Origin of the sequence: Aeromonas sp. FDAARGOS 1406 (assembly GCF_019048565.1) — a bacterium.
In the GTDB taxonomy this organism is placed as follows: Bacteria; Pseudomonadota; Gammaproteobacteria; order Enterobacterales; family Aeromonadaceae; genus Aeromonas; species Aeromonas caviae.
Map to the genome: position 1 here is coordinate 3,521,478 of NZ_CP077378.1, position 26,041 is coordinate 3,547,518.

The 26,041-nt window shown below is 64.4% G+C and carries 22 protein-coding genes; 13 read left to right on the forward strand and 9 right to left on the reverse strand.

What is annotated here, in order from left to right; genetic code table 11:
- Positions 1–293 precede the first annotated feature (293 nt).
- Entirely contained in the window at positions 294–1,607 is a 1,314-nt protein-coding gene (locus I6L36_RS16755) for a sodium-dependent transporter (RefSeq protein WP_041211033.1), read from the forward strand.
- A 36-nt stretch (positions 1,608–1,643) separates the two neighbouring features.
- On the opposite strand, the gene I6L36_RS16760 is transcribed toward I6L36_RS16755, so the two are convergent.
- The 3 genes from I6L36_RS16760 to I6L36_RS16770 all read right to left on the reverse strand — a co-directional run bounded on the left by I6L36_RS16760 (position 1,644) and on the right by I6L36_RS16770 (position 5,291).
- On the reverse strand, positions 1,644–3,281 hold the full coding sequence (locus tag I6L36_RS16760; RefSeq protein WP_109112597.1) for a hypothetical protein: 1,638 nt from the start codon (positions 3,279–3,281) through the stop codon (positions 1,644–1,646).
- A 142-nt stretch (positions 3,282–3,423) separates the two neighbouring features.
- The gene (locus tag I6L36_RS16765; RefSeq protein WP_041211035.1) at positions 3,424–3,888 is read right to left on the reverse strand and encodes a hypothetical protein; all 465 of its coding nucleotides are present in this window, start codon (positions 3,886–3,888) and stop codon (positions 3,424–3,426) included.
- 29 nt (positions 3,889–3,917) lie between these two features.
- Positions 3,918–5,291 (reverse strand): PLP-dependent aminotransferase family protein, encoded by a 1,374-nt coding sequence (locus tag I6L36_RS16770; RefSeq protein WP_109112596.1) that lies wholly within the window; start codon positions 5,289–5,291, stop codon positions 3,918–3,920.
- A gap of 116 nt (positions 5,292–5,407) precedes the next feature.
- On the opposite strand from I6L36_RS16770, the gene I6L36_RS16775 reads away from it, so the two are divergent.
- The 5 genes from I6L36_RS16775 (at position 5,408) to I6L36_RS16795 (ending at position 10,268) form a co-directional block, all read left to right on the forward strand.
- Positions 5,408–6,004, forward strand: coding sequence for a LysE family translocator (locus tag I6L36_RS16775; RefSeq protein WP_039039402.1), 597 nt, complete (start codon positions 5,408–5,410; stop codon positions 6,002–6,004).
- A gap of 102 nt (positions 6,005–6,106) precedes the next feature.
- On the forward strand, positions 6,107–6,697 hold the full coding sequence (locus I6L36_RS16780; RefSeq protein WP_010672906.1) for a LysE family translocator: 591 nt from the start codon (positions 6,107–6,109) through the stop codon (positions 6,695–6,697).
- 153 nt (positions 6,698–6,850) lie between these two features.
- Positions 6,851–8,053, forward strand: coding sequence for an ISL3-like element ISAeme19 family transposase (locus I6L36_RS16785; protein WP_080988673.1), 1,203 nt, complete (start codon positions 6,851–6,853; stop codon positions 8,051–8,053).
- 91 nt (positions 8,054–8,144) lie between these two features.
- A complete protein-coding gene (locus tag I6L36_RS16790; RefSeq protein WP_109113254.1) occupies positions 8,145–8,837 on the forward strand; it encodes an aspartate/glutamate racemase family protein in 693 nt (230 codons plus the stop codon).
- 216 nt (positions 8,838–9,053) lie between these two features.
- Positions 9,054–10,268, forward strand: a complete 1,215-nt coding sequence (locus I6L36_RS16795; protein ID WP_039039404.1) for an aldose 1-epimerase family protein — start codon at positions 9,054–9,056, stop codon at positions 10,266–10,268.
- A gap of 60 nt (positions 10,269–10,328) precedes the next feature.
- Here the strand turns inward: I6L36_RS16795 and I6L36_RS16800 are convergent, their stop codons facing one another.
- A complete protein-coding gene (locus tag I6L36_RS16800; RefSeq protein WP_109112365.1) occupies positions 10,329–12,119 on the reverse strand; it encodes a long-chain fatty acid--CoA ligase in 1,791 nt (596 codons plus the stop codon).
- 181 nt (positions 12,120–12,300) lie between these two features.
- Between I6L36_RS16800 and I6L36_RS16805 the strand changes: the two genes are divergently transcribed.
- Positions 12,301–12,843, forward strand: coding sequence for a hypothetical protein (locus tag I6L36_RS16805; protein ID WP_109112366.1), 543 nt, complete (start codon positions 12,301–12,303; stop codon positions 12,841–12,843).
- 73 nt (positions 12,844–12,916) lie between these two features.
- Here the strand turns inward: I6L36_RS16805 and rimI are convergent, their stop codons facing one another.
- Both rimI and I6L36_RS16815 read right to left on the reverse strand, forming a co-directional pair.
- Positions 12,917–13,366, reverse strand: a complete 450-nt coding sequence (gene rimI / locus I6L36_RS16810; protein ID WP_103261185.1) for a ribosomal protein S18-alanine N-acetyltransferase — start codon at positions 13,364–13,366, stop codon at positions 12,917–12,919.
- 74 nt (positions 13,367–13,440) lie between these two features.
- Positions 13,441–13,878, reverse strand: coding sequence for a DNA polymerase III subunit psi (locus I6L36_RS16815; RefSeq protein ID WP_049635924.1), 438 nt, complete (start codon positions 13,876–13,878; stop codon positions 13,441–13,443).
- Positions 13,879–14,093: 215 nt separating this feature from the next.
- On the opposite strand from I6L36_RS16815, the gene I6L36_RS16820 reads away from it, so the two are divergent.
- Complete coding sequence (locus tag I6L36_RS16820) at positions 14,094–15,707, forward strand: ATPase RavA domain-containing protein (protein ID WP_041211041.1); 1,614 nt, start codon at positions 14,094–14,096, stop codon at positions 15,705–15,707.
- A gap of 95 nt (positions 15,708–15,802) precedes the next feature.
- Positions 15,803–17,257 carry an ATPase RavA stimulator ViaA gene (gene viaA, locus I6L36_RS16825; RefSeq protein WP_109112367.1) on the forward strand — a complete coding sequence of 485 codons (1,455 nt, stop codon included), beginning with the start codon at positions 15,803–15,805 and terminating at the stop codon, positions 17,255–17,257.
- A gap of 12 nt (positions 17,258–17,269) precedes the next feature.
- Here the strand turns inward: viaA and I6L36_RS16830 are convergent, their stop codons facing one another.
- Complete coding sequence (locus I6L36_RS16830) at positions 17,270–18,274, reverse strand: sensor domain-containing diguanylate cyclase (protein WP_109112368.1); 1,005 nt, start codon at positions 18,272–18,274, stop codon at positions 17,270–17,272.
- Positions 18,275–18,470: 196 nt separating this feature from the next.
- Here I6L36_RS16830 and I6L36_RS16835 point away from each other — a divergent pair, with 196 nt between their 5' ends.
- From I6L36_RS16835 to I6L36_RS16850, 4 genes are all read left to right on the forward strand, one after another.
- Positions 18,471–20,336 (forward strand): diguanylate cyclase, encoded by a 1,866-nt coding sequence (locus tag I6L36_RS16835; RefSeq protein ID WP_109112369.1) that lies wholly within the window; start codon positions 18,471–18,473, stop codon positions 20,334–20,336.
- A gap of 244 nt (positions 20,337–20,580) precedes the next feature.
- Positions 20,581–22,170 (forward strand): peptide chain release factor 3, encoded by a 1,590-nt coding sequence (gene prfC, locus I6L36_RS16840; RefSeq protein WP_103255304.1) that lies wholly within the window; start codon positions 20,581–20,583, stop codon positions 22,168–22,170.
- A gap of 168 nt (positions 22,171–22,338) precedes the next feature.
- Positions 22,339–22,677 (forward strand): nuclear transport factor 2 family protein, encoded by a 339-nt coding sequence (locus I6L36_RS16845; RefSeq protein ID WP_104451827.1) that lies wholly within the window; start codon positions 22,339–22,341, stop codon positions 22,675–22,677.
- Positions 22,678–22,780: 103 nt separating this feature from the next.
- Positions 22,781–23,725: a bile acid:sodium symporter family protein gene (locus I6L36_RS16850; protein ID WP_109112370.1), complete on the forward strand. Its 945-nt coding sequence runs from the start codon at positions 22,781–22,783 to the stop codon at positions 23,723–23,725.
- A 56-nt stretch (positions 23,726–23,781) separates the two neighbouring features.
- Here the strand turns inward: I6L36_RS16850 and I6L36_RS16855 are convergent, their stop codons facing one another.
- A complete protein-coding gene (locus I6L36_RS16855) occupies positions 23,782–24,693 on the reverse strand; it encodes a bifunctional helix-turn-helix transcriptional regulator/GNAT family N-acetyltransferase (RefSeq protein WP_080990037.1) in 912 nt (303 codons plus the stop codon).
- Between the two features lie 192 nt (positions 24,694–24,885).
- On the reverse strand, positions 24,886–25,923 hold the full coding sequence (locus tag I6L36_RS16860; RefSeq protein ID WP_039039415.1) for an alkene reductase: 1,038 nt from the start codon (positions 25,921–25,923) through the stop codon (positions 24,886–24,888).
- Positions 25,924–26,041 lie beyond the last annotated feature (118 nt).

A 26,041-nucleotide genomic window follows, 5' to 3' on the forward strand; every position in this document is an offset into this window, starting at 1 on the left:
ATATTTTATTTTGGTTAAATCTGTTTTTGGTTCTGTTTTAGACTATTTCCTGTCAACTTCTCTTGCCATGGTTTAGGCTGTGGCTCCTTTTTACCGTGCAGGCGTCGCCCTCCCATGTCACCCCTTATCGCTCTCTGTGGCCGATTTAGCCCCTTCCTGGAGAGGTGACCTTGCAGGTGTCGTTTGTCTGACTGTTCATTGCAAAGGTCGCCCTCAGGCGGCCTTTTTTGTTGCGGCGCACACCGCGTCTAGCCATGGAGTATCGAACTGATGTTGTCTTGCCCGGAGGTTGTATGAGCCAGGTTCAGTGGTCTTCCCGTATTGGTCATGTGCTGGCGGCCGCCGGCTCGGCGATCGGCCTTGGCGCCATCTGGAAGTTTCCCTATGTGACAGCCACCAACGGGGGCGGTGCCTTCCTGCTGGTGTTCCTGCTCTTCAGCTTCACCCTGGGGGTCGCGGTGCTGGTGGGGGAGACCCTGCTCGGCAGCCGCAGCCAGCGCGGCGTGCTCGGCGCCTTCCACAAGCTGGTGGGGCCGAACTGGCGCTGGATGGGTTACATGGGGATCCTGTGTGGCTTCTTCATCTACAGCTTCTACAGCGTGGTGGGGGGCTGGACCGTGGGCTATGCGGCCCTGGCCGTGGGCGGCGAGCTCAACCTGAGTGAGGCGAGCACCCTCACCGCACTCTTTACCGGTTATGTGAGCGATCCCCTCTGGCCGGCCCTCACCCATCTCGTCTTCGCCGGGCTCACCTGGTGGTTCGTGCAGGGAGGGCTGCAACAAGGGGTGGAGCGGGCGCTGCGCTGGATGATGCCGGCCCTGTTCGTGATGATGCTGCTCCTGGTGGTGACTGGGCTCTCCATGCCGGGGGCCATGGCCGGGGTACGCCAGTTCCTGATGCCCGACTTTTCCCACCTGACGGGGCAGGGGGTGCTCGACGCCCTGGGGCTGGCGTTCTTCTCCCTCTCCATTGGCCTCGGGGTACACACCACCTATGGCGCCTACCTGCCGAGCAGTGACGGGGCGCTGCGCTCCGGGGTCTGGGTGGTCACCCTGGCGAGCTGCATCTCGGTGCTGGCGGGGCTGATGATCTTCCCGGTGCTGGCCTCCACCGGCATCGATCCTGCCGCCGGCCCCGGCCTCACCTTCATGACCATGCCGGCGGTGTTCAACCACCTGCCGTTCGGTCAGGGGCTGGCGGTGATCTTCTTCCTGCTGCTGCTGGTGGCGGCGCTCTCCTCCTCCATCTCCATGCTGGAGCACCTGGTGCGCTTCACCACCGAGGAGTGGGGCTGGTCGCGCCGCAATGCCTGTCGGGTCCTGACCCTGCTCATCATGGCCTGCGGCATTCCGGTCAGTCTGTCATTCGGGCCCTGGGCGGACTACACCCTGTTTGGCAAAACCCTGTTCGATCTGTTGGATTACCTCACCTCCAACCTGATGATGCCCCTGTTCGGTCTGGTGCTGACCCTGCTGCTTGGCTGGAAGCTGGGGGACAGTATTGTGCCTGCGGATCTCTCGCCGCTGATGCGTGGTGCGCTGCTCTGGTGCTGGCGGCTGGTTGCCCCCCTGCTGATCGCGGGGATCCTGGTGCGGGGCTTGTTGTAACACACCTGCCAGGGCGGCATGCACCGCCCTGGATGGCTATAGGCCCTGATGGGGACCGAGGGGCGGCAGTTTGGGGGCCAGGTGGGATCTCACCTGTTGCAGGGTCTCCCGATAGGCGTTCCCATGGTGTTCCAGGAAGGCGGCACTGTGGTTGAGACGCTGCTCCAGCCTGTCCACCAGGCGGGCCACCGCCGGGGCCGCCATGCCAGCGGGCCAGCACTGGGTCAGCAATACCAGCAGTTGCCAGGCATCCCCCGCCTGGGCCGGGAATCGCTCCTGCAGGGTCAGTGCGCTCTGCACGGCGAGCTGGAGCTGACCCGTGGTCATGGCCCGTTGCCGCTCCTCGCGCAGCTGGGTCAGCTGCTGCTCCCGCTGCGCCAGTTGCCGCGCCAGATCGTCGACCACCTGCAAAATGAGCCCCTGCAGCAGCGGGGTCTGTGCCACCGGCCCCTGATACTGGCCGAGCTGGGCCAGATAACGCTGGGCATGGTGGGGAAGCCCGCAGAACTGGCTGACGGCCACCCCGAGCAACTGGTTGAGGTGATTGTCCCGCGCCGCCTCCGGCGGGTGCTTGGCCAGCAGCATCAAGGCGTCATCGAATCGATAATCCAGACCCAGCATCAGGGCGCGCAGCAGCCCCTCCTCGTGGGCACGCAGGGTCACGGCCTGCTGACCGAGCTCCTCCAGCGCTTGCTGCAGCCCATGAACTCTGGCCTCTCCCGGTGGATGCCAGAGCACCGCCAGGGTCGCATCCAGCAGGCAGCGTTCGACAGAGTGGCGAAACGTCTGTTTGGGGAAGTAGCGCAGGATGAAATCGGTGGCCTGCGCCAGCACCTGACCTTCATCCCTTCGCAGCAAGGCCAGCAAAATGGCTAGCTGGCGCCACTGCGGCTGCCAGGGGCAGCGTTGCAGCAAGCCTGACAAGGTTTCCCAGGCCGGATCCCACTGCGCCTCGTGCAGTTGGCAGGCGAGAACCAGCGCCTGATGGATGACGGGGGGCAGTCGCTCCCGGTTGCGGGCCAGATCCTTGTGGGCGCTCTCCACCCGGTTCAGCCCGAGCAGAGCCTGGTTCAGTCCCTGGCGTGGCCACCAGGCATCGTGCTCCGTGGTGCAGATGGCGTAGTGCTGGGCGGCCTGCACCCGTTCCCCGGCTTGCAGCAGCATGTAGCCCTTTACCCTGTCCATCTGTGCTTCCAGCCCCTTGTGGCTGGCGTGCCGGTAAAGCAGATCCTCGCACTGGGCGCAGGCGCTGCGCCACTCCCTGAGCGCCATGGGGGTGGCCAGGGGGCGGGTCACCGTGGTCAGTGCCAGCAGCGCTTGCAGGCTGTGCGCCAACTGCTCCGTGGTGAAGGGCACGGCCAGACGCAGGGCGAAATAGAGGTCGGAGGGGGGGAACTGGCCGGTGTCCTCGTCCTGCTCCAGCAGCAGGAGCACGCAGCCGGGCGCGAGCAGGCCCAGGTGGTGTGCTTCATGCAGCAGCCTGACGCCCTCGTGGGCCTGGTGGTGATACTGGCGGCAAAGAATGGCATCAAAGGCGTGCTGGCACAGCAGGGCGGGCAGGCTTGCAATCTCTTTGCAGTGGAACAGCTCGGTGGGGGGCAGCCCCAGATCACTCAGTCCCTGGGTGAGGGTCGAGCCCATCATGGCATCGTCTTCGATGAGGAGGATCTGCATCTTTGACGCTCCTTCGCCGGTCGGGGGTGGAGAGGTTGGATTCAAAGTTAGCCTCCACTCTCCCGCGAGAGCCAGAGGGGGTCAATACCCCACCTGGGTCAGGAATGGCTCAGTGCCAGCCTTGGGCAGGGCAAAGAAAGCATCACTGAAGGCCGGGCCCCCTGGCCGAGAAGGGGCAGTCCCGCTGGGGGACACGCAGCTCCCCGGCGCCCGACTCTCCCTGCCAGGCGAGCTCGAGCTGGCCCAAGCGCCCGAGGCGGCGCAGCTCGAACTCGTAGCGCAGGCAGGGGTTGTCGGTGGGCAGCTGCGTCATTCCGGCGGGCAGCCGGTAGTCGTAGCGCAGCAGAGGGCCATCTTGCAGTCGGCTCTGCACGGGCACCAGCCCCTCTGCCGTCGGTGCGGGGGCCTTGAGATAGCGGCGCAGCGCCACCGGGGCGTCGATGGCTTTTTGATAGTGAAGGCCGTTCATGGCTGCCAACTCCTCCTCCAGCCGCGTCAGCTCCCCCTCCAGTCCGCTCAGGGCGGCGCCAAGCTGTTGATGGGCCGGGGAGGCGCAGCCTCCCAGCAGCAGGGTCGCGATCAGCAGGGCGGGACGGACGGCAGACATGAAGGCTCCTCGGGTGCCAGGGTCAATGACTATAGCAGGGGATTGGTGGGCGGCGTGCCCCTCAGCAGCCCGGCGAGGCGCTCCAGCCCTTCGGCGACGCGGGCGTCGGTGGCGGGCTGGCTCAGGCTGAGGCGTACTCCCTGCGGGGCGGCAAACTGGCCGGCGGCGAAGTGTTCTCCGCTGGCGACCCCCACGTCAAGGGCGTTGGCGGCCTCCGCAAACTCCTGGCTGCGCCAGGGCTCGGGCAGCGGCAGCCAGGCGTGCATGGACCCCGCCTGCCAGCGCGCTCCCGGCAACAGGTGGCGCAGGAGCTCACCCCGGCGCGCCAGGATTTTTCGCTGGTGTTCGATGAGCGGCATGATCTGGCGCTGGCTCACCAGCTTGCAGGCCAGCTCGATGAGCAGCGGACTCACCATCCAGCTCGACAGCCGCATCGCCTGGGCGAAGCCGTTGCGAAGGGCGGGAGGGGACAACACGAAGCCGACCCGCAGGCCGCCGCAGGCGATCTTGGCGAGACTGCCGAGGTAGATGACCCGCTCCGGTGCCAGGTTGACCAGGGGAGGGAGCGCACTTTCGGGCAGCAGGCCGTTGACGTCATCCTCGACGATCAGCAGATCGTGGCGACGGGCGATGGCGACGATGGCGTCGCGTCGCGCCAGGCTCATGGTGGCCGTGGTGGGGTTTTGCAGGGTGGGGGTGAGGTAGAGCAGCTTGGCCCGGCGGGTACGGCACGCGGCATCCAGCGCCTCTGGCAGCAGTCCCTCCTCATCCATCGCCAGTCCCACCACCTGATTCTTGAGCTGGCGTGCATTGCCCAGCATGCCGGGGTAGCTCAGTCCCTCGCAAAACAGGGTCTCTCCCACGCAGCCGGTGGCCAGCAGGGCCAGCATGATGCCGTGCTGGGCACCATGGCTGAACAGCAGGCGATCTTCGCTCGCCGTGATGCCTTGCTCGGCGAGCCAGTCGACGAACAGCTGGCGCTGTGCGGGGCGTCCCGCCTCCTTGTCATAGCCGAGCAGGCCGTTGAGATCCCCCTGCGCCAGCTCGGTGAGCAGGGGCCTGATGATGGCGCCCCTGTCCAGCTGGACCGGGAGGTTCTGCCACAGCTCGATGCGCTGGCTGTCTTCATTGCGGATCACCCATTCGTTGGCGGGATCCGCCGCTCCCCTGACCCAGGTGCCGTGCCCGACCCGGGCTGCCAGCAGGCCCCGTCGCTCCGCCTCGGTGTAGGCGCGGGTGACGGTGCCCACGGTGACCCCCAGCTTGTCTGCCAGGGCCCTGTGGGTCGGCAGCCGGGTCTCGGGTGAGAGGATGCCTGTGGAGATGGCCTGCTCGATGGCCTTGACCAGTTTGAGGTAGAGGGGCCCCTCGAAAGGGGTGAGGTCGGGCGTCCAGATTGTCATGGTGACAATAAATCCATTGATCCAATATTGTCCGCAATATAGCGTGATTATCAGCCTATACACAACCAACAAGCACACATTGTATCGGTACAATGTGGCGAGAAAGGAGTCTCCCCATGACCATCGAATGGTATGCCACCCTGTTTGGCTTCGCCCTGCTCACCTGCGGCACGCCCGGGCCGAACAACCTGATGTTGACGGCGTCCGGCGCCAACTTCGGCGTGCGGCGCACCCTGCCCCATCTCATCGGGGTGGCGGTGGGCCAGCCTGTGTTGCAACTGGTGCTGGCGCTCGGCTTCTATCCGCTGTTCGAGCGCTGGCCCCTGCTCAAGCTGAGCCTGCAGGTGCTGGGCAGCCTTTACCTGCTGTGGCTGGCGTGGCGCATCGCGGTGGCAGGCGCCCCCGGAGATCCCGCCAGCCGTGCCCGGCCCTTGACCCTGCTTGAAGGGCTGGGCTTCCAGTTCCTCAATCCCAAGGCGTGGATGATGGGGATCTCGGCCATCAGTCTGTTCAGCCTGCCGGGGAGCGACTACTGGCCGAGCATGTGGGGCATCATGAGTGTCTTCCCCATGGCGGGGTTCCCGGTCTGCTTCGCCTGGGTGATGTTTGGCCATCAGCTCAGCCGCTGGATCAACTCGGACAAGGGGTGGCGTCGTCTCAACGGCAGCCTGGGTGCCTTGACAGCCCTGTGCGTGGTGATGCTCTGGTATTAACAGCACCTTGATTATTCATGCAAAGAAAATGCATTGCTGACCTTGTCGTCAGGGCGTCGGCTCTGCATATTAGGAGGCTTGCCGTATCTGAACGAGGTTGAGATGGATCTGAACTGGTTGCTCCCCCTGGCGGGCTTTGCCCTTATCACCTGTGGCACGCCGGGCCCCAACAACATGCTGCTCACCAGTGCCGGGGCCGCCCAGGGGTTTCGCCGCTCCGTGCCTCTGCTGGTGGGGGTGGTGGGGGGCATCAACCTGATGATCCTGGCCACGGCCCTGGGGCTCGGGGTGGTGTTCGAGCGTCTGCCCCTGCTGCACGACGGCCTCAAGCTGGTGGGGTCGGCCTACCTGCTCTGGCTGGCCTGGAAGGTGGCCAACGCCAGTGGCCCGGCGGAGGGGAACCGGCCGCTCATCCCGGCCCATCAGGGGGCCATGCTGCAACTGCTCAACCCCAAGGCCTGGATGATGGCGCTCTCCGCCATCAGCGGCTTCACCCTGGCGGGGGAGGCTTACTGGCCGTCCGCGGGCTGGGTGCTCGGCATTTTCTTCGTGACCGGCCTCTATACCGGTGCCTTCTGGGTGCTGTTCGGTGCCCAGGTGCGCCGCCTCATCCGCACCGCCACCGGCTGGCGTCGTTTCAATCTGGGCATGGGGCTCGCCACGGCGGCCTGCGTGCTGATGATCTGGGTTTAGGCCTCGGCCTGAGCCTTTACCGGCTGTCTTGTTGGCCCTTCGGGGCCTTTTTTATGGTTCTTCGCGGGATCCTGGGAAAGTGGAAGTTGACAGACAGGGTGCTGGTAAACTGGTTGTCGCCAAACACACCACCACCATCACCCTGCTGTCGCCGTGCATCATATTGATATTACCTCCTTCTGGCCAGGTTATACCGTCATCGCCCAAGCGCTTTCTGCCAACCATCACACCCTGTTTACCCTTGAGCCTCGCGCCGACTTCTTGCCCCGTTGTCGCCGATGCCTGCAACCCACGCCATTGATCCACGACCAACGTATCCGCCGGGTGCGTGAGCGAGACCTATTTGACCGACAAGTCTGGTTACAACTGCCTGTTCGCCGCGTCGACTGTCTGCGCTGTGGTCGCGTCAGTGAACATATCGACTGGCTCCCCTCTGGCTCCCGCCTCACCCGGCGCATGCAGTGCTGGATTGAAGCGCTCGTTCAGTACCTCCCCATCCGCCATGTCAGCCAGCTCACCGGGGTCGGTTGGCACACCATCAAGGAGATCGACAAGCGCCGTTTGCAGACTAGTGTGGGCACCATCGAACTTGGGGAGGTGCGGCGGCTGGTGATGGATGAGTTTGCCCTGCACAAGGGACACCGCTATGCCACCGTGATCATGGATGCCGAGCGAACCCGCGTCCTGTGGGTGGGGCACGGCAACAGTCGGGCCGCTATCCGTCCCTTCTTCGAGCAGCTCGGCGAGCGATGCCAGCAGATTGAGGCGGTGGCGATGGACATGAACACGGCGTTCGACCTGGAGGTGAAGCAACACTGCCCGCAGGCGGAGGTGGTCTACGACCTGTTCCACGTGGTGGCTCGCTATGGCCGAGAGGTGGTGGACCGGGTGCGAGTGGAGCAGGCGAATGCACTGAAAAGCGATAAACCGGCGCGAAAAGTGGTCAAAAGTGCGCGTTGGTTGCTGCTACGTAATCGGGCGAAGCTGAGTGAAAAACAGGATGTGAAGTTGCAGGAGCTGTTGGCGGCGAATCAACCGCTGGCGATGGTGTACGTGCTGAAAGAGGCGTTGAAGGGCATCTGGTATGCGCCGAGCGTGTGGGAAGGATGGCGACGATGGCGGAGCTGGATGCGGCAGGTGAAGGAAAGCGGGCTAGCGCCGCTGCAACGATTTGGTCGAAATTTATCGAAATATATGCGGGGGATCCTGGCGAGTGCAAACTACCCGATGCACACGAGTGTGCTGGAAGGGGTGAACAACAAGATCAAAGTGATAAAGCGCATGGCATATGGATTTAGGGACTCAGAATACTTTTTTCTGAAAATCAAGGCGGCCTTCCCCGGAAAGCCGCGATGAACCTTTTTTATTGCCGGGGCGGTGCGATCAAACGCGCCCCCTGAGGGATTGCAGCATTGGTTTGCACCATCGGGTTACATAAGGAGATCCCATGAAATGTATCGGTCTGCTGGGTGGCATGAGCTGGGAGTCCACCGTCAGCTATTACCAGGCCCTCAACCGGGGGGTACGCGAGCGGCTCGGCGGTCTGCACTCGGCGCGGGTGCTGCTGAGCAGCGTGGATTTTGCCGGGATAGAGCGGTTGCAGAACGCCGGTGACTGGCCCGCCACCGCCCGTCTGCTGGCGGCCGAGGCCAGGGCCATCCAGGCCGGTGGCGCCGATTTCCTGCTGATCGGGACCAACACCATGCACAAGGTGGCGCCGGAGATCGAGGCCGCCATCGACATTCCCCTGCTCCACATCGCCGATGCCACGGCCCATCGCCTCCAGGCCGACGGGGTGACCCGGGTAGGCTTGCTCGGCACCCGCTTCACCATGGAGCAGGATTTCTACAAGGGGCGGCTCCAGGAGCGCTTCGGGCTGGAGGTGCTGGTGCCTGATGACGCTGCACGGGAGCGGGTGCACCGCATCATCTATGACGAGCTCTGCCTCGGCGATATTCGCGAGTCGTCTCAGGCCGAGTATCTGGCCATCATCGCCGATCTGGCACAGGCCGGTGCCCAGGCGGTGATCCTGGGTTGCACCGAAATCGCCCTGCTGGTGGGGGCGTGCCAGGCCGCCGTGCCTCTCTATGACACCACCGCCATCCACGCCGAAGCCGCGGTGACGCTGGCACTTGCCTGATGTGGTGCGGGCGGCGCCCCTCTCGGCGCCCGCCTGTTTTTTCCTCCTTTCATAACTGTGAGTCAGCCTTCATTTCAGCAGGGTTGAAGCCGTTTTTATTGTCAATCGGCTCACATTTCCTCTTTTTGTCTCTTGAGTCCGGGGCGTCAGACGCCTAGTTTTCGATCACTGAAACGATTCAGCTTTCACAAAAACAAGAGACACGAGGATAAATCCATGTTGAAGAAACTCTCCATTGCCGTGCTGCTCGCCCTGGGCGCCACCGCGGGTCACGCCGCCGAATTTCTGCTGACCGACTCCCAGCAAGGGCTGGATGTGGGCGACTGGAAGATCACCAGCGAGAAGCTCGGCATCAAGAGTCCGGTTCCCTTCACCATCGAGAAGAAACGCCTGCACGGCGGCCGCCAGGAAGGGGTGGATCTGCTCATCGTCGACAACGGCGTCATGAAGATCACCCTGGTGCCGACCCGCGGCATGGGGATCAAGGAGGTCAAGGCGGCGGATCTGCGCCTAGGCTGGGATTCACCGGTCAAGGAGGTGGTCAACCCCGCCTTCATCGATCTCGAGAGCCGTGGCGGCCTCGGCTGGCTCGACGGCTTCAACGAGATGCTGGTGCGCTGCGGCTACGAGTGGACGGGTCATCCCGGGGTGGATGACGACGGCCGCCTCAAGAGCCTCCATGGCCGGGTGCAGAACATTCCCGCCTCCGTGGTCAGCGTGACCGTGGACGAAGAGCCGCCCTACGCCATCCACGTGCTGGGCCGGGTGGACGAGCGCACCTTCAAGATGAGCGAACTGGTCACCTGGACCCAGCTGAGCGTGGTGCCCGGTCAGGCGGAGTTTGCCCTGCAGGACAAGCTGACCAACCACGCGGATTACGAGAACGAGTACCAGATCATCTATCACGGCAACTTCGGGGCTCCCATTCTGGAGGAGGGAGCCAGGGTGAGCACGCCGGTGAAGCAGATCTCCCCGTTCAATGACTACGCCAAGGCCGGACTCAAGGGTTGGCAAACCTATCTGGGGCCCACCAAGGGCTTCGACGAGATGGTGTTCAACCTGGTGCCCTACAGCGACGCCGACGGCAATACCCTGGCAGTGCTGAACAACCGGGCCGGCAACGCCGGAGTGGCGGTGGGCTACAACACCCGACAGCTGCCGGTGCTGACCCTGTGGAAGAACACCGACACCCGGGCCCAGGGCTATGTGACCGGCATCGAACCCGGTACCAGCTATGCCTACAGCACCAAGTACCAGCGCCCGCTCGGGCTGGTCCCCAAGATCCAGCCGGGGGAGACCAAGACCTTCGATCTGACCTATCGCCTGCTGCAAAATGCCGACGAAGTGAAGCAGGCCCTGGCCCAGGTGGAGAAGATCCAGGGCGGTCGGGCCACCGAGCTGCGCGAGCAACCCCTGGTCAAGCTGCCATAAGGGAGAGACGCCCAGCAAAAAGCCGCTCCATGAGCGGCTTTTTCATATCAGGCCCGTCGATCAGACGTGGCTGTACATGGCTTCTATCTCGCGCTGGTACTTGGCCTCGATGATCTTGCGGCGCAGCTTCATGGTGGGGGTGATCTCCCCGAGCTCCATGGAGAAGGCGCTCGGCAGCAGGGTGAACTTCTTCACCTGCTCGAACTTGGCCAGCTCCTTTTGCAGATCCTGAATGCGGGCCTCGAAGAACTCCATCACCCGGGAGTGGCGCAGCAGCTCGGTCTTGCACTGGTACTGCAGGTTGATGGAGCGGGCGTACTCCTCCAGGGATTCGAAGCAGGGCACGATGAGCGCCGACACGAAGTGGCGGGCATCGGCGACGATGGCAATCTGCTCGATGAAGCGATCCTTGCCGAGGGTCCCCTCGACCAGTTGCGGCGCCACGTACTTGCCGTTGGAGGTCTTCATCAGCTCCTTCAAGCGCTCGGTGAAGTAGATGTTGCCCTCGTCATCCAGCTCGCCTGCATCGCCGGTGCGCAGGAAGCCATCCTCGGTCATCACCTCGGCGGTGGCCTCCGGCTTGTTGTAGTAGCCACGCATCACGGTGGGGGCGCGCACCAGCAGTTCGTTGTTCTCGCCGAGTTTCACCTCGATGCCGTTTAGCGCCGTGCCGATGGAGCCCAGCCTGAACTGGGTGTCTTCATAGCAGCAGACGGTGGCGGTGGTCTCGGTCATGCCGTAGCCGTACTTGAGGTTGAGCCCCATGGCCTGGAAGAAGAGATTCACCTCGTCCGCGAGACGGGCGCCCGCCACCGGCAGGAAGCGGGTGCGACCGCCGAAACGGGCGCGCAGTTTGCGAAACACCAGGCGCTCGGCAAGCCAGAGCTGGCCATAGAGCAGGGGAGAGGCGGACTTGCCCGCCTGACGGGTGGCGACCATCTGTTTGCCCACCCGGGTGGCCCAGCCGAACAGGGCGCGGCTCAGGCGCGGAGCCTGGGCGACCTTGGCCTGGATCATGGCGTAGGCCTTCTCGTAGAGGCGGGGCACGGCGCACATCACGGTGGGCTTCACCTCGCCGATGACATCCATCACCTTCTGCGGGTCGCGAATGTAGACGTTCTCGGCGCCGCAATAGAGCACGTAGTAGCTCCAGGCACGCTCGAACACATGGCTCAGCGGCAGCATGCAGAGGGAGACATCCTGCTCGCTGAGGTCGAGGCGAGCGTCATGCATCTCGAAGCAGGCGGCCATGTTGGCGAAATCGAGCATGACCCCCTTGGGTTCGCCCGTGGTGCCCGAGGTGTAGATGAGGGTCAGCAGGTCGTCCATGCGGTAGTGGCGCTCGCGCTCGCGCAGCACCTGCTCGCTGGGTTGGTGGTTGCCGGAGACGAGGAAGGCCTGGAAGTGGCTGGCCGAGGCGCAGCCGCGCAGATCGACGGTGCCGTCCAGGGCGACGATGTGGCTTATCTCGCCGCTGTCGATGAGGTGCAGCGCCTGATCGAACTGGGGCTGCTCCCCCACGAACAGCATCCTGATGCCGGCATCCTTGACGATGTAGCGCAGCTGATCGAGGGTGCTGGTGGGGTAGATGGGCACGCTGACGCCGCGGGCGGCCAGGATGCCGAGGTCGGCCTGGGTCCACTCGGGCATGTTGCGGGCATAGATGCCGACCATCTCGCCGGACTGGTGGCCCGCCCGGATCAGTCCCTGGGCGCAATAATCCATGGCCTGACCCAGGGTTCGCCAGCCGATGGCGCGCCACTGGCCATCCTGCTGGACGCGCAGGGCGGCCTTGTTGCCAAGGCGGGCAATACGCTCACGCATCACTCTAACCAGATGAAACTGCGACATCTCACGCATCCTCAAGTAACAGTTGTGCGCCCGCAGGGGCACCAAAATCGGGGCTGGAGTTTAAACTCTAACATTACAGCTTACAAGTGTGCGCCATTTGTCCTGGATCACAAAGTCGTCAACCAGATGAGAGTGAGGCATGATAGGGGGCAGGGATCGGATTCATTCAGGGAGTTGCACCATGAATATCGGGATCAAGAGCCTGTTCACCGGCGTGTTGCTGCTGTTGGCGGGGGCAGGCGCCCTCTGGTATCTGCTGGGGGGCGCGGGGAAGCAGGAGAATCCCTGGCTGAGCGGCGCCGAGGGCTATGAGCAGGCGCAGCGGCTGGCGCTGAGGGAAGGATACCCCTTGCTCTACGTGATCGAGCGCGCCAAGTGCCGACGCTGCAAGGCGCTGAATCCCAGGCTGTGGCGTGCCCCCGAGATGCAATCCGCCCTGGCGGGGCTGGTGAAGGTGCGACTCAACCCGGATGCGGGGGATGGCAGCGAGCACATTCTGCGCCGCTTCCCCCAGGTTGCGACGGCCCCTGGCATCTATGTCCAGCGACCGGGTGAGCCGCTTCGCCCCATCAAGATCGCGGTGGATATCGAACAGATCTGGATGCCCGGCGTCACCTATGGTCGCGGCTTCTTCATGCCTCTCTCGGGAGCCGCCTTCGAGGCCGTGCTGAGGGTGACCCTGAGCCTGGAAGACCCCTCCATCGACAACGCGCCCCTGCCCTGAGGGGGAAGCGAAGCGGGGGAGTCAGGGAGGTCAGAGAGGGTGTTGCCCGCTGACAGCGGTCTGCAGCGGGTTGTCAGCCGAAGTCGAACAGACGGGACATCAGCACGGCATCCTCCCTCTCCTGCCCGGTGCCATAGTAGTCGGCACGGCGGCAATACTCGGCAAACCCCTCGCTCTCGTAGAGGTTGATGGCGGTGCGGTTGCCGGCCCTGACCTCCAGGAACCAGGCCTCGGCCTTGCTGGCCTTGCTGCGGGCCAGGTACTCCCTGAGCAGCGCCCGCCCCAGCCCCTTGCCCTGAAAATCGGGGTGTACGCAGATGTTCATCAGGGAGCTGTCTCCCGCCACCAGATCCGAGATGTAGAAACCGGCCGGTCGTCCGTCCACCAGCATCAGGCCGTTGAGATAGCGCGGCCCGAAGCAGGAGAGCAGGTTGGCCTGGCTCCAGGGCTCCTGGTGGGCGGCCTGCTCGATGGGGTAGATGGCTTCGAAGTCGGATTCGAGCAGGGGGCGAAAGTGGGGCAAGAGGTCAGACATGGTCACTCCGGACGGGATTCAGGCTTGCGATGGACACCATGGCCGTGCCATGGTCGTGAGCATCAAGGGGTGTGGCGCTGCCGGCACTGCTGCCAGAGGGCGCGCTTGTGTGCCCCATCGGGCTTGAGCGGGCAGACCAAGGCATCGGGCCAGCGAGGGTCCGGCGCCGTCAGCCAGAGCAGGGGCGAAGTGGCCCCCGCGGGTAGGGAAGGCATCTCGGACAACAGGGAGACCTCGTCCGTGCCAAGGCCGAGCCAGCGGCAGATGTCCCCGAGCAGGGAGGGCGCGGGCAGCGTCTCTGCCAGCAGCCAGAGCTTGCCGGTCGGCAGAGGGGCAGTCTCCTGCGGGGCCAGCACCTCGTCGGCGGGCGTGTTTGCCGGCTGTGCGGCGCCGTCGGGGCTGGTGCCTCCCGCCAGGAGTCGGCCTCTCTGTTGCCAGAGGGGGATGCCCATGCGGGCCAGAATGCGCTGGCGCAGCGGGTCCAGCAGGGGATCTTGCATGGCGAAGGCTCACTCTTGATCTGCGTTGGGGTAAATAATGATGCGCAGAGTACACTCTCGCGGGATTTGCTGCACCCCGGACGTGCGCTTTTCGCCCTGTGGCGATGGCAAACGAGCGCCCCCCGGGGGCAGAGATGACAGACAATGAGAGTGGGGCGGGGCCAGAGGCCGGACCCCGTCACCACGGATGACCTATCAGCTTCGGAACTGTGCCTATGCCGCCTTTAGCCCAGAATACTGTTCGTGCCACCCCCATTCATGAGCGCCTGCCACGGCTCCTTTCCGCCCTTGGTGAGGGACTGTATGAGCGCCAGGATGCCCTGCGGCTCGGCCTGCTGGCGGCCCTGAGTGGCGAGAGCGTCTTTCTGCTGGGCCCCCCGGGCATCGCCAAGAGCCTGATCGCGCGGCGCCTCAAGCTGGCGTTTCAGGATGCCCGCCATTTCGAATACCTGATGACCCGTTTCAGTACGCCGGAGGAGGTGTTCGGCCCCCTCTCCATCCAGGCGCTCAAGGAGGATGGCAAGTACCTGCGGTTGACCAGCGGCTACCTGCCGGAGGCCGAGGTGGTCTTCCTCGACGAGATCTGGAAGGCGGGCCCCGCCATCCTCAACACCTTGCTCACCGCCATCAACGAGCGCCAGTTTCGCAACGGCGACAGCCAGCATCCCATTCCCATGCGGCTGCTGGTCACCGCCTCGAACGAGCTGCCGGCCCCGGACAGCGGGCTGGAGGCGCTCTACGACCGCATGCTGGTGCGGGTCTGGATGGACAGGGTGCAGGAGAAATCCAACTTCCAGGCCATGCTGGCGAGCGATGGCCAGTCCCATCAGAACCTGACCCCCTCGGTGCAGATTCGGGGGGAAGAGTACGACGCCTGGCAGGATGCCATCGAGCAGGTGCGCCTGCCGGACGCCTGTTTCGAACTCATCTACCAGCTGCGCCAGCAGCTCGACAGTCAGCTCGGGCACGGCTGCTATGTCTCGGATCGGCGCTGGAAGAAGGCGGTGCGGCTCATCAAGGCGAGCGCCTTCTTCAATGGCCGCGACGAGGTGGCTCCCCTGGATCTGCTGCTGTTCAAGGATTGCCTCTGGCACGACGAGGCTTCCCGCACCGCGCTGCTGGAGATGATCGGCGAGTTTTCCCGCCTCTACGGCTACCAGCAACTGGCGCTGACCCGGGAGCTGCTCTCCCTGCGCGAGCAGTTCAAGCAGTTGCAGGGGGCGGTCGCCCTGCGCATCGGCTGCAAGGCGGTCAAGCGCAAGCAGTGGTTCGGCCGCCGCGCCCGCGGCACCGAACTGCCGCTGGCCAACGCCAGGCCGTTCGGCAAGCTGGTGCACTTCCAGCTGCTCACCCCGGCGCCCCTGGATGGCAGCGATCCCGAGCGCCTCACCGGCACCCTCACCTTCGATCGCACCCTGCTCTCTCACTGGCACCCCACCGGGGAGGCGCTGGTGGGCTGGCCCCTCGGCAACCCCAAGGAGGGGCACTACGAGCTGGTGCTGGACGAGCAGTTGCGGCTGCACGTGCTGGATATCCAGCGCCAGCCCGTGCCACTGATGCTGGTGGAGCGCACCCCCATCCCCGAGGTGGTGATGGCCCCCTGGCTGTCGGCCCTGGACGACCTGACGGGCCAGGTGAACCGGGTGCTGCAAAATCTCAAGGGTCAGCGCAACCTGTTCGACCGTCACCAGCCCCATCTGTTCGTGGGGGACAACTGGTTGCGTCAGGTGGAGGACAGCTTCTTCGTGCTGAGCCGGGACCTGGAGCGGCTGGGGGCCGAGCTGCAGCAGTGGCGGGATCGTCTGCCTCTTCTCGATGCACAGGGGTGACGTCGCGCCTGACGTGGGATTGGTGAAATAAACAGGATGAAAAACATGTTTCGTCAGCATGATACTCCATCACATCTCAACATCCGGGGTGGCCCATGCTAGAGATCGGCATGATGGACCTGGGGCTGCTCATGGGGGAGGGGGAGCTGGCGGGGGAGATGGCGCTGCTGCTTGCCTCCACCCCCAAGATCTCCGAGTTCCTCAAGCGCTCGCCCCTGCAGGGCAAGCTGCTCAGAAAGCGCATCCAGACCTGGAGCGAACAGCTTGGGGAGGAGATGCGTCACAAGCCGGTGCCGGTGGCTCTCGAGCGGGAATACCTGCTCTATCAGGCCCATCGGCAACTGCCCCTGCCGGAGCTGGTGGGGCGCCTGCCCGCCCTGCTGGAAGCCCTTGAGCAGCACAGCCCTTTTGCGGGGGATGCCCGCAGCCTGGTGCGCCAGATAGTGGCCCAGCCCACCGAGGGGTTGCGCCAGCTCTTCATCGAGAAGTGGCGTGCCAGCCTGGTGGGCAGCCTGTTGCAGTTGCAGCAGCAGATAGCGGAGGCGGAGCGGGAGAAGCAGCGCCAGGAGATAGAGGATCAACTGCTGGCCAACCGGACCCTGGCCGATGCCCTGGATCCGCACCAGATCTCCGCCGGGGGGCTCTGGGATCTGGCCCAGGGGAGCTGGCACAAGCGCAGCCTGGCGCTGGTGAAGCAGTACGCCCGCATGTTGCAGCAGGAGCCTTTGCTCGCGGAGATCGCCGCCCTGCTTGGGCGCAGCGAGCGGGAGCGGCGCAGCGAGGACAGGACGCTGCCGCCGGTGCCTGTGCACGAGCTGGAGGAGGTGCAAAGTGACGATGTGCCCGACGATCTGGTGGGGGTGCACCCGGCCAGCGATCTGATGCGCCTCCTGCCGAGCGAGGCGGTGATGCTGGCGCTGCCGGAGCTGGAGCTGGAGTTCTATCGCCGTTATCTGGAGCGGCGCCTGCTGAGCTACCAGTCACGGGGCACCCTGCCGCGCCAGCGTCTGATGCTGCGCTCCCCCGAGCAGGGAGGGCAGGAGGTGCAGCCGCGTGGCCCCTTCATCGTCTGCGTCGATACGTCAGGTTCCATGGGGGGCTATCCGGAGGAGTGCGCCAAGGCGCTGTTTCTCGCCCTGCTCAAAGGGGCGATGGAGGAGAAGCGGGGCTGCTATCTGATGCTCTTCTCCACCGAGGTGGCGACCCTGGAGATCACCGCCGACACCGGGCTTGAGAAGGCGGAGCGCTTTCTCTCCATGAGTTTTCACGGAGGGACCGATCTGGTGCCCTGCCTGGAGCAGGCCCTGACCCAGCTCGAACAACCCGCCTTTGCCAAGGCCGACGTGCTGGTGATCTCCGACTTCATCGCCCAGAACCTGCCCCACCCCCTGCTCGAGCGGATGAACCGGCGACGGGCGCAGCAGACACGCTTCAATGCGGTAGCCATGTCCCGTCACGCCAAGGCGGCCATTTTGCGGGTGTTCGACAACAGCTGGCTGCTCGATTGCGGCCTGCGTGGACGCCTGCTGCGGCGCTGGCAGCGCCATTGAGGGCGCTCAGGCTCAGAGAGTGGGCCTGTGGTAGAGGCCCCGTTCGTTGACCTGCTCCTGATCCAGCAGCGGTTGACCGCTTGGCTGGGCAATATAAAAACCCCGCTTGCCGCTGCGTTTGACCCTGTACATGGCCTGATCCGCCCGGGCCAGCGCCGCGCCGAAATCGTCCTGGGGCCGGATGGCCGCAATCCCCATGCTCAGTCCCACCGAGGCGTCCCCGTTGGGCAGCTCGAAGGGGGTGGCGATGGCATCGATGCACTGGCGGGCGAGGTGGCTGGTGCGGGGATCGTCGCACGCCCAGGGCAGCAGCAGCACGAACTCGTCCCCGCCGATGCGCCCCAGCCGTACCTCCTCGCCGCAGCAGTGGCGAAGGCGCTGGGCAAGGGAGACCAGCAGTTCGTCACCTGCCCGGTGGCCCAGGTTGTCGTTCACCAGCTTGAAGTCATCGAGATCGATGAAGCAGATGGCCTGGTACTCCCCGGGAAAGTGGCGGTGCAGCGCGGTGCGGTTGAACAGGCCGGTGAGGGGATCCCGGTGGGCAAGCTGGGCGAGCTGCTGCTCGTACTCCTTCTCGTGGGTGATGTCGATGTGGGTGCCCATCACCCGGACGGCGTTGCCCTGATCATCCCGCTCCACCACCCGGCCCCGGTCCAGCACCCAGGTGGTCTTGCCATCCTTGGCGATCATGCGGTGCATCGCCTGATAAAACGGGCTCTTGCCCTCCAAATGATCGAAGAAGGCCTGCAGCACCTGCTCCCTGTCCTCCGGGTGCAGGTGGGCGCGCCAGACGTCGAAGTGGGCCGACAGCTCCTTGGGCTGGTAACCGAGCATGGAGCCCCAGCGCCGGTTGAAGATGATGAGTTTGCCGGTGGGCACATGGTTCTGCCAGATGCACAGGCCGGTGCCGTCCATGGCTGCGTCCAGCTTCTCCCGCGCGTCATCCGCGATGCGTTTGAGACGCTCGTTCTCCAGCAACAACCTGTCGTAAGCCTCCCTCAGCTCCTCGTAGGTCATTCCTCATCCCTTCCCCTGTTCGAAAGCATATATAGTCGATGCACTCTACTCCTTCTGTAAAGAAGGGGATAGGGGAGGCTCTCGTCCGATATGAGGCGTTTTCCCACCCTCTGACGGCTGTGCGCCCAGAGTCTGTGGGGATATGATGACAGCGATGAGCGTGGCGTCCGGCCGGTGAAGAGGAGAAAAAGTCCGCATGAAGATCCTGATGGGATGTGGCCTGTTGCTGTGGCTGGGGGTTGCCCTGGCCCAGGCGGCGCCACTGGCCGGGCACGAGTTGCAGCTGGCGTTGCAGCAGCTGGAAGAGTCGGCGATGCCGGTGCAGGTGTTTCGCGAGCGCGTCGCCGCCCTGACTGCCGAACAGGCACACTATCCGCCCGAGGTGCAGGGGCGTCTTGCCCGGCTGCAGTGCTGGGCCCTGCCGGGTGAACGGGACGAGGAGTTTCGCCGCGCGGTGGCGTTTGCCGAGCAGGGGCTGGCACAGGCCCGTGCCCGCAAGGACAGGGTCACCGAGGTGGGGTTGCTCGCCTGTCGCGGCTATCACCGGCAACTGCTCGGCAACATGGCCGGGGCCGGGGAGGATTACGACGCCGCCCTGACCCTGGCTCGCCGGCTCGGGGATGAGCGTCAGCGTGCCGACATCCTGAGCCTGCGGGGGGAGATGTACTCCTACCAGGGGGAGCTGGCGGAGGGGCTGATGGATCTCATCGATGCCCACCAGCGATACGAGGCGCTCGAGCTGGAGGCCAAGGGGCGCGAGGTGCTCGCCAATATTGCCAATGCCTATCGCAGGATGGGGCTCTATGAGCGGGCCGAGAGCTATTTCAAGGAGCTGGAGCACGACTACCGGCAGCTCGGGGTCGAGGAGTACCTGGTGGACATTCACAGCCAGCAGGGGCTCCTCTACATCGACACCGAAGAGTACGACAAGGCGCTGCCCCTGATGGCCGAAGCGGAGCGTTACTATATGGGATCAAACCAGGAAGGGGTCCTGGCCTGGAGCCGGATAGAGCTGGCCACTATCCTGCAGAAACAGGGCAAGCCGGACCAGGCCATGATCAAGCTCGATCAGGCGGCAGCCTCCCTTCATCAGGGGGAGGGGGCGGACAGCGTCACCCTGGGCCACTGGCACCTCGTCATGGCCGAGGTCCTCGAGGCCCTGAACCGACCCGGCGAGGCGCTGCGGCACCTGGACGAGGCCGAGCCCATCTTTACCCGGGAGCAGAACCTGCGCTTCCTCGTCCGGGTGCATGAGACACGGGCCCGGGTGCTGGAGCGTCAGGGGCACATCCAGTCGGCCCTCACCAGCCTCAAGACCTATGTCGAGACCCGCCAGGCCCTCGAGCTCAGATTGCGGGAACAGCGCTCCTTGCAGATGCGTTTCGAGTTCGATCTCGCCCGCAAGGAGCTGGAAAACCAGACCCTCAGGTCCCAGCAGCAGTTGCAGGCGGAGAAACTCAAGCAGTTGCAGGAGCGGCGCTACTGGCAATACCTGGTGGTGGCCCTGCTGCTGGTGGTGATGGGTACCCTGGTGGTGCACCAGCGCGGGCGCACCCGCAAGATGCAGCGCCTCGCCATGACGGACGAACTGACCGGCATCCACAACCGGCGCCAGATCCAGGCCAAGGGGCGCAAATGGTTCACCCAGGCCCGGGAGGAGGGCAAACCCCTGTGCGTGCTGCTGGATGTGGATCACTTCAAGAAGGTGAACGACCAGCTGGGCCACCACGTGGGGGACAGGGTGCTCACCGCCGTGGCCCAGTGCATCGAGGAGCAGTTGCGCAGCCTCGACAGGGTGGGGCGCAACGGCGGCGAGGAGTTTCTGGTGCTGCTGCCGGATACCCTCCTGAACGAGGCCGTCGAGGTGGCGGAGCGGATCCGCCAAGCCGTCGCCCGTCTCGAGATTGAGGGGGTGCCTGCGGATCACCCCATCCGCATCAGCATCGGCTGCGCCCAGTACAAACCCGAGGATGACAACCTGGGCGAGCTGGTACGCCGGGCCGACGAGGCCATGTACGAGGCCAAGCTGGCGGGGCGCAACCGGGTGATGACGGCCCGGTGAGGCCGACCCCGGGCCCCCGTGATAGCGGGCTGGGTATTTTTCACTCGCGCGGGTATAATGCCGCGCAATTTTGCTTTGATCCGGGGCCAGACCCATGTAATGCAACGCGCTTCTCCTGTCTCCACCGGCGGTCACTGACCCGCCCGCGTGGTGTCGTTGTCTGCATGGGCGCCCTGATTCCAAGGTGCTGTCCCGCATTTTTCCCACGGTGGCTCCAGGCCGCCGCTCAATAGAAGAACGTCGAATTATGTCAGCTGAATTTCTGAGTGAAGTCTCCAAGAGACGCACTTTTGCGATCATCTCGCACCCGGATGCGGGTAAAACCACCATCACCGAAAAGGTCCTGCTGTTCGGACAGGCCATTCAGCGCGCCGGTACCGTCAAGGGCCGTGGCTCGGGCCAGCACGCCAAATCCGACTGGATGGAGATGGAGAAGCAGCGCGGTATCTCCATCACCACTTCCGTGATGCAGTTCCCCTACGCCGACTGCCTGGTCAACCTGCTCGACACCCCGGGTCACGAGGACTTCTCCGAAGATACCTACCGTACCCTCACGGCGGTCGACTGCTGCCTGATGGTCATCGACGCCGCCAAGGGTGTTGAAGACCGGACCCGCAAGCTGATGGAAGTGACCCGGCTGCGCGACACCCCCATCCTCACCTTCATGAACAAGCTGGACCGCGAAGTGCGCGATCCGATGGAGGTGATGGACGAGGTGGAGCGCGAGCTCAACATCATGTGCGCCCCCATCACCTGGCCCATCGGCTGCGGCAAATCCTTCAAGGGTGTCTATCACCTCTACAAGGACGAGACCTACCTGTATCAGAGCGGTCAGGGCCACACCATCCAGGAGAAGCGGGTGGTCAAGGGGTTGAACAACCCCGAGCTGGATGCCGCCATCGGCGAAGATCTGGCTGCCCAGCTGCGTGGCGAGCTGGAGCTGGTGCAGGGCGCCTCTCCCGAGTTCGATCACGATGCCTTCATCGCTGGCGAGATGACCCCGGTCTTCTTCGGGACCGCCCTCGGCAACTTCGGTGTCGACCACATGCTGGATGGCCTGACCGACTGGGCGCCAGCCCCCATGCCGCGCAAGGCCGAGAGCCGCGAAGTGGTGGCGACCGAGGAGAAGTTCTCCGGTTTCGTGTTCAAGATCCAGGCGAACATGGACCCGAAACACCGCGACCGTATCGCCTTCATGCGTATCGTGTCAGGCACTTACTCCAAGGGCATGAAGATGCGTCACGTGCGCATCGGCAAGGACGTGAACATCTCCGACGCCGTCACCTTCATGGCCGGTGACCGTGAACAGGCGGTCGAGGCCTGTGCCGGCGACATCATCGGTCTGCACAACCACGGCACCATCCAGATCGGCGACACCTTCACCCAGGGTGAAGATCTCAAGTTCACCGGCATCCCGAACTTCGCGCCGGAACTGTTCCGCCGCATCCGCCTGCGTGACCCCCTCAAGCAGAAGCAGCTGCTCAAGGGGCTGGTGCAGCTCTCCGAAGAGGGGGCGGTGCAGGTGTTCCGTCCGCTGATCAGCAACGATCTCATCGTCGGTGCGGTCGGTGTGCTGCAGTTCGACGTGGTGGTCTCGCGCCTCAAGAGCGAGTACAACGTCGAGGCCATCTACGAGGCGGTCAACGTCGCCACCGCCCGCTGGGTGGAAGGGACCGACGTCAAGAAGTTCGAAGAGTTCAAGCGCAAGAACGAGGTCAACCTGGCCCTCGATGGGGGTGACAACCTCACCTACATCGCGCCGACCATGGTCAACCTGCGCCTGGCCCAGGAGCGTCACCCGGACGTTCACTTCCGCCAGACCCGCGAACACTGATCACCCCGCCCGCACCCAGCGGGTGGCTGATGACCAGAGAGACCCCGCTTCGGCGGGGTTTTTTGTTATGGGGCGTTTCATTGGAAGGGGCGGCGATCCCCATCCGGGGCTTGATGGGTGAATAAAAATCAAGGATAAGTGATTTAAATTTCATTCATGGAGAGAGACATGTCCGTCACCCAACCCGTAGAGGCGCAGTTTGCCGCCTACAATGCCCACGATCTCGATGCCTTCGTGGCCTGCTTTGCCCCGGATTTCAAAGGCTATCGCATGCCGACCGAGACGCCGAGCACAGTCGGCAAGGGGGCGCTGCGGGCCTTCTATGCGGAGCACAGATTCAACAACCCGCTGCTCAAGGCCGAGCTGCTGTCACGCACCGTCTTGGGCAACAAGGTGTTTGATCACGAGCTGATCCACGGCCTCTCCCTCGAGCCCATCGAGAGCGTGGCGGTGTTCGAGGTGAAGGAGGGTCTTATCCAGACCGCCTGGTTCTATTTCCCTTCCTGAGCGCCGCTACACGGGCCTGCCGGCGACAAAGCTGGTATAAGAGAAAGTTCCCTGCGGGCATCCCCTGGTCTGCCCGCGTCTGGACAATAACAAGGAGTACACCATGCTTGGACGCATCACCCACCTCTTCCCGCTTTGGGCCCTGCTGTTTTCCCTGCTGGCCTACTGGCAGCCCGAGCCCTTCGTCGGCCTCAAGGGCCAGATAGTGCCGCTGCTGACCATCATCATGCTGGCCATGGGGCTGACCCTCAAACCCCAGAACTTCCTCGACGTGGTGCGCAACAAGAAGGCCATCGGCCTCGGGCTGGTATTGCAGTTCAGCGTGATGCCGCTGGCCGCCCTGCTGGTCAGCCTGTTGCTGGGCTTTGATGCCGAGTTGACCGTGGGCATGGTGCTGGTGGGCAGCGTCGCCGGTGGCACCTCTTCCAACGTGATGTGCTATCTGGCCAAGGGCGATGTGGCTCTCTCCATCACCATGACAGCTCTCTCCACCCTGCTCGGGGTACTCGTCACCCCCCTGCTGGTGCAGCTGCTGGCTGGCAAGAGCGTCGACGTGCCGGTGCTGGACATGCTGCTGAGCCTAGTGAAGATAGTGCTGATACCCGTGGTGTTCGGGGTGGTTGCCAATGTTTTCCTCCACTCCCTGACGGCACGTATCGAGCCCGTGCTGCCGCTCGTCTCCATGGCCGCCATCGTCATGATCATCGCCATCGTGGTCGCCCTCAACGCAGGGCAGTTCGCCAGCATCGGCCCCATCGTGGCGCTGGCGGTGATCCTGCACAACGGCATCGGCATTGCGGCGGGCTACTGGGTCAGTCGCTGGCTGTGCTTTGAGGAGCGGATCTGCCGCACCGTGGCCTTCGAAGTGGGGTTGCAGAATTCTGGCCTCGCCACGGCGCTGGCCATGAAATTCTTCACTCCCGCCTCGGCCATGGCTGGCACCCTCTTCTCGGTCTGGCACAACCTGTCCGGCTCTCTGCTGGCCGGGGTCTGGGCCAAGCGACCGCTTTCCCGGCCTGCTGGGACCCTGGAGCAGCGCGCTGGCTGATCAGGGGGCGCAAGATGAAACAATAAGGGGCCATGGGCCCCTTGTTGTTGTTTGAGCTAGTCGAGCGCCAGCACCATGCAGATCTCGCAGGCGTCGTGGCCCGTGCAGCCAAGGGGCCCCGGCAGGTGTTCGAAGCCCAGAGATTCATAGAGGGCGGTGGCTTCCCGCAGCACGGCGGTGGTCTCCAGATAGCAGCGCTGGTAACCCAGGGCGCGAGCCTCGGCCAGCGCCTGCAAGACCAGCCGCCGTCCCAGGCCCAGCCCCCGCAGGGCGGGCAGGAAGTACATCTTCTGCAGCTCGCACACATCCGGTGCCCCCGCCAGCGGCGCTATGCCGCCCCCGCCAAGAATGGTGCCGTCCGGCCCCTCAATCACCCAGTAGCGGCTGCGTTCCCCCTGATAGGTCTCGTGGAGAAAATCGAGGTTGGGATCCGCCACGCCATACCCCTTGTCGGCGGTGAGGCCGTATTCGGCGGAGACGGCGCGCACCACGGCGGCGATCCGGGGATTGTCGGCCGGGGTGATGGGGCGGATGACGAAGCCCTGCTGGCGGCGGGCGCGGGAGAGGGCGCTGCGATAGAGCCGCATGCCCTCCCAGATCTGCTCGCACTCGGCGGGGGAGAGTTGGGCCAGGGCCCCCGCCATGGTCTCGTCCATCTGCCGGTGCAGCTCCTCAAGCTGTGCCTTGCCCGGCTCGGTGAGGCTCGCCTCCTTGCTGCGCCCGTCAGAGGGGTGGGGTTGCCAGGCGATCAGCTCCCGCTCGGCGAGGCGGGCCAGGGGGCGGCTGGCGTTGGATTTGTCGATGCGAAGGCGCTCGGCAAGCTGCTGGTTGGTGGCGGGACCGTTCTCCAGCTCGATGAGCAGGTGGGCCTCCAGTGGGCTCAGGGCCAGCGAGCCGCACTGCTGGGAGAGCATGCCGAGTTCGCGTACCAGTTCCCTCGACAGGGCGCGCAGGGGGCGGGGATCCATGGGGTTGTCTCCTTGTGATGGTATTTGGTTGTTGTGCGCAACCAATACCATCTTTTGGTTGTTGGTGACAACCATTTGCGTGAAAAAGGGCGAAAGGCAGGCAGAAAAAAGGGCCCGGGAGAGGGCCCAAACATTGGAAACCCGCGCGGGGGCGCGGATCCCATCCTTGGTCAGGCAAGGCGCCGGCGAGGGTTAGACCAGCTCGGCCAGCATGGTGTCGGCATAGGGGGTCAGCGCCTCTCCCTGCTTCACCTTGGCGAGGTAGTCCGGGTTGGCGATGAGGGGGCGACCGATGGCGACGAGGTCGAAGCGGTCCGCCTCGATGGCCTCGAGCGCGGTCTCGGCGCTGTAGTTGCCGACCCCCACCAGGTGGCCGTCGTAGCGGGCACGCAGGTAGTCGGAGGCGCGGCCGTCCAGGTAGTCGAAGGTGAGGCTGTCATCGAAGATACCCAGGTGCAGATAGGCCAGAGTACGCTGGTTCAGCTCGGCCAGCAGGTGGTCGAACACGGCGCGATCCCGGGCATCCCCTTCCAGGTGCACATAGGCGCCGGGGGAGAGACGAAGGCCGGTGCGATCCCCGCCAATGCGGGCGGCGATGGCATCCACCACCTCCAGCGCGAAGCGGCTCATGTTCTCGGGGCTGCCGCCGTAGTTGTCGGTGCGCAGGTTGCTGGCGTGGTGCAGGAACTGATCGATGAGGTAGCCGTTGGCACCGTGGATCTCCACCCCGTCAAAGCCCGCCTCGATGGCGTTGGCGGCGGCCTGGGCGTAATCCTCGACCAGCTGGGCGATTTCGCTCCCGGTCAGGGCGCGGGGCACTTGATAGACCAGCTCGCGCATGCGCGGCACCGTGCCCTCATGGGCGACGGCGGAGGGGGCCAGCACTTCGGCGTGGTGGAAGAAGGGGTGGGAGAGACGGCCCACGTGCCACAGCTGGGCGAAGATCTTGCCGCCGTTGGCATGCACGGCGCTGGTCACTTTCTTCCAGCCGGCGATCTGTTCGGCGCTGTAGAGCCCAGGGGTATTGGGGTAGCCCTGCCCGTCCGGACGGATGATGGTGGCTTCGGAGATGATGAGGCCGATGTCGGCGCGGCGGCCGTAGTAGGCGGCCATCTGTTCGGTGGGCACCAGACCCGGGCCCGCCATGCAGCGGGTGAGGGGGGCCATCATGAAACGGTTCGCGAGGGTGAGGGTGTCGTTGAGGCGATAGGGCTGAAACAGGGTATTCATGATCGTCTGTCCTGAGGGAGTGATTCTTGAACGGGCATTCAAGACGTTTTTTGGTTTGTGTGCAAGTATTTTTTGAGCAAGCATTCAACATGGATTGACGGGGGAGGCTGGGGTAAAC

Bases quoted from the DNA above. Each gene is read 5' to 3' on its own strand.
- I6L36_RS16850 (WP_109112370.1), top strand. From the start codon at position 22,781: ATGCTTGGACGCATCACCCACCTCTTCCCGCTTTGGGCCCTGCTGTTT.
- I6L36_RS16845 (WP_104451827.1), top strand. From the start codon at position 22,339: ATGTCCGTCACCCAACCCGTAGAGGCGCAGTTTGCCGCCTACAATGCC.
- I6L36_RS16775 (WP_039039402.1), top strand. From the start codon at position 5,408: ATGACCATCGAATGGTATGCCACCCTGTTTGGCTTCGCCCTGCTCACC.
- I6L36_RS16755 (WP_041211033.1), top strand. From the start codon at position 294: ATGAGCCAGGTTCAGTGGTCTTCCCGTATTGGTCATGTGCTGGCGGCC.
- I6L36_RS16760 (WP_109112597.1), bottom strand. From the start codon at position 3,281: ATGCAGATCCTCCTCATCGAAGACGATGCCATGATGGGCTCGACCCTC.
- I6L36_RS16805 (WP_109112366.1), top strand. From the start codon at position 12,301: ATGAATATCGGGATCAAGAGCCTGTTCACCGGCGTGTTGCTGCTGTTG.
- I6L36_RS16860 (WP_039039415.1), bottom strand. From the start codon at position 25,923: ATGAATACCCTGTTTCAGCCCTATCGCCTCAACGACACCCTCACCCTC.
- viaA (WP_109112367.1), top strand. From the start codon at position 15,803: ATGCTAGAGATCGGCATGATGGACCTGGGGCTGCTCATGGGGGAGGGG.
- I6L36_RS16835 (WP_109112369.1), top strand. From the start codon at position 18,471: ATGAAGATCCTGATGGGATGTGGCCTGTTGCTGTGGCTGGGGGTTGCC.
- I6L36_RS16815 (WP_049635924.1), bottom strand. From the start codon at position 13,878: ATGCAAGATCCCCTGCTGGACCCGCTGCGCCAGCGCATTCTGGCCCGC.
- I6L36_RS16800 (WP_109112365.1), bottom strand. From the start codon at position 12,119: ATGTCGCAGTTTCATCTGGTTAGAGTGATGCGTGAGCGTATTGCCCGC.
- I6L36_RS16855 (WP_080990037.1), bottom strand. From the start codon at position 24,693: ATGGATCCCCGCCCCCTGCGCGCCCTGTCGAGGGAACTGGTACGCGAA.
- I6L36_RS16830 (WP_109112368.1), bottom strand. From the start codon at position 18,274: ATGACCTACGAGGAGCTGAGGGAGGCTTACGACAGGTTGTTGCTGGAG.
- I6L36_RS16780 (WP_010672906.1), top strand. From the start codon at position 6,107: ATGGATCTGAACTGGTTGCTCCCCCTGGCGGGCTTTGCCCTTATCACC.
- I6L36_RS16820 (WP_041211041.1), top strand. From the start codon at position 14,094: ATGCCGCCTTTAGCCCAGAATACTGTTCGTGCCACCCCCATTCATGAG.
- I6L36_RS16765 (WP_041211035.1), bottom strand. From the start codon at position 3,888: ATGTCTGCCGTCCGTCCCGCCCTGCTGATCGCGACCCTGCTGCTGGGA.
- I6L36_RS16795 (WP_039039404.1), top strand. From the start codon at position 9,054: ATGTTGAAGAAACTCTCCATTGCCGTGCTGCTCGCCCTGGGCGCCACC.
- I6L36_RS16770 (WP_109112596.1), bottom strand. From the start codon at position 5,291: ATGACAATCTGGACGCCCGACCTCACCCCTTTCGAGGGGCCCCTCTAC.
- I6L36_RS16790 (WP_109113254.1), top strand. From the start codon at position 8,145: ATGAAATGTATCGGTCTGCTGGGTGGCATGAGCTGGGAGTCCACCGTC.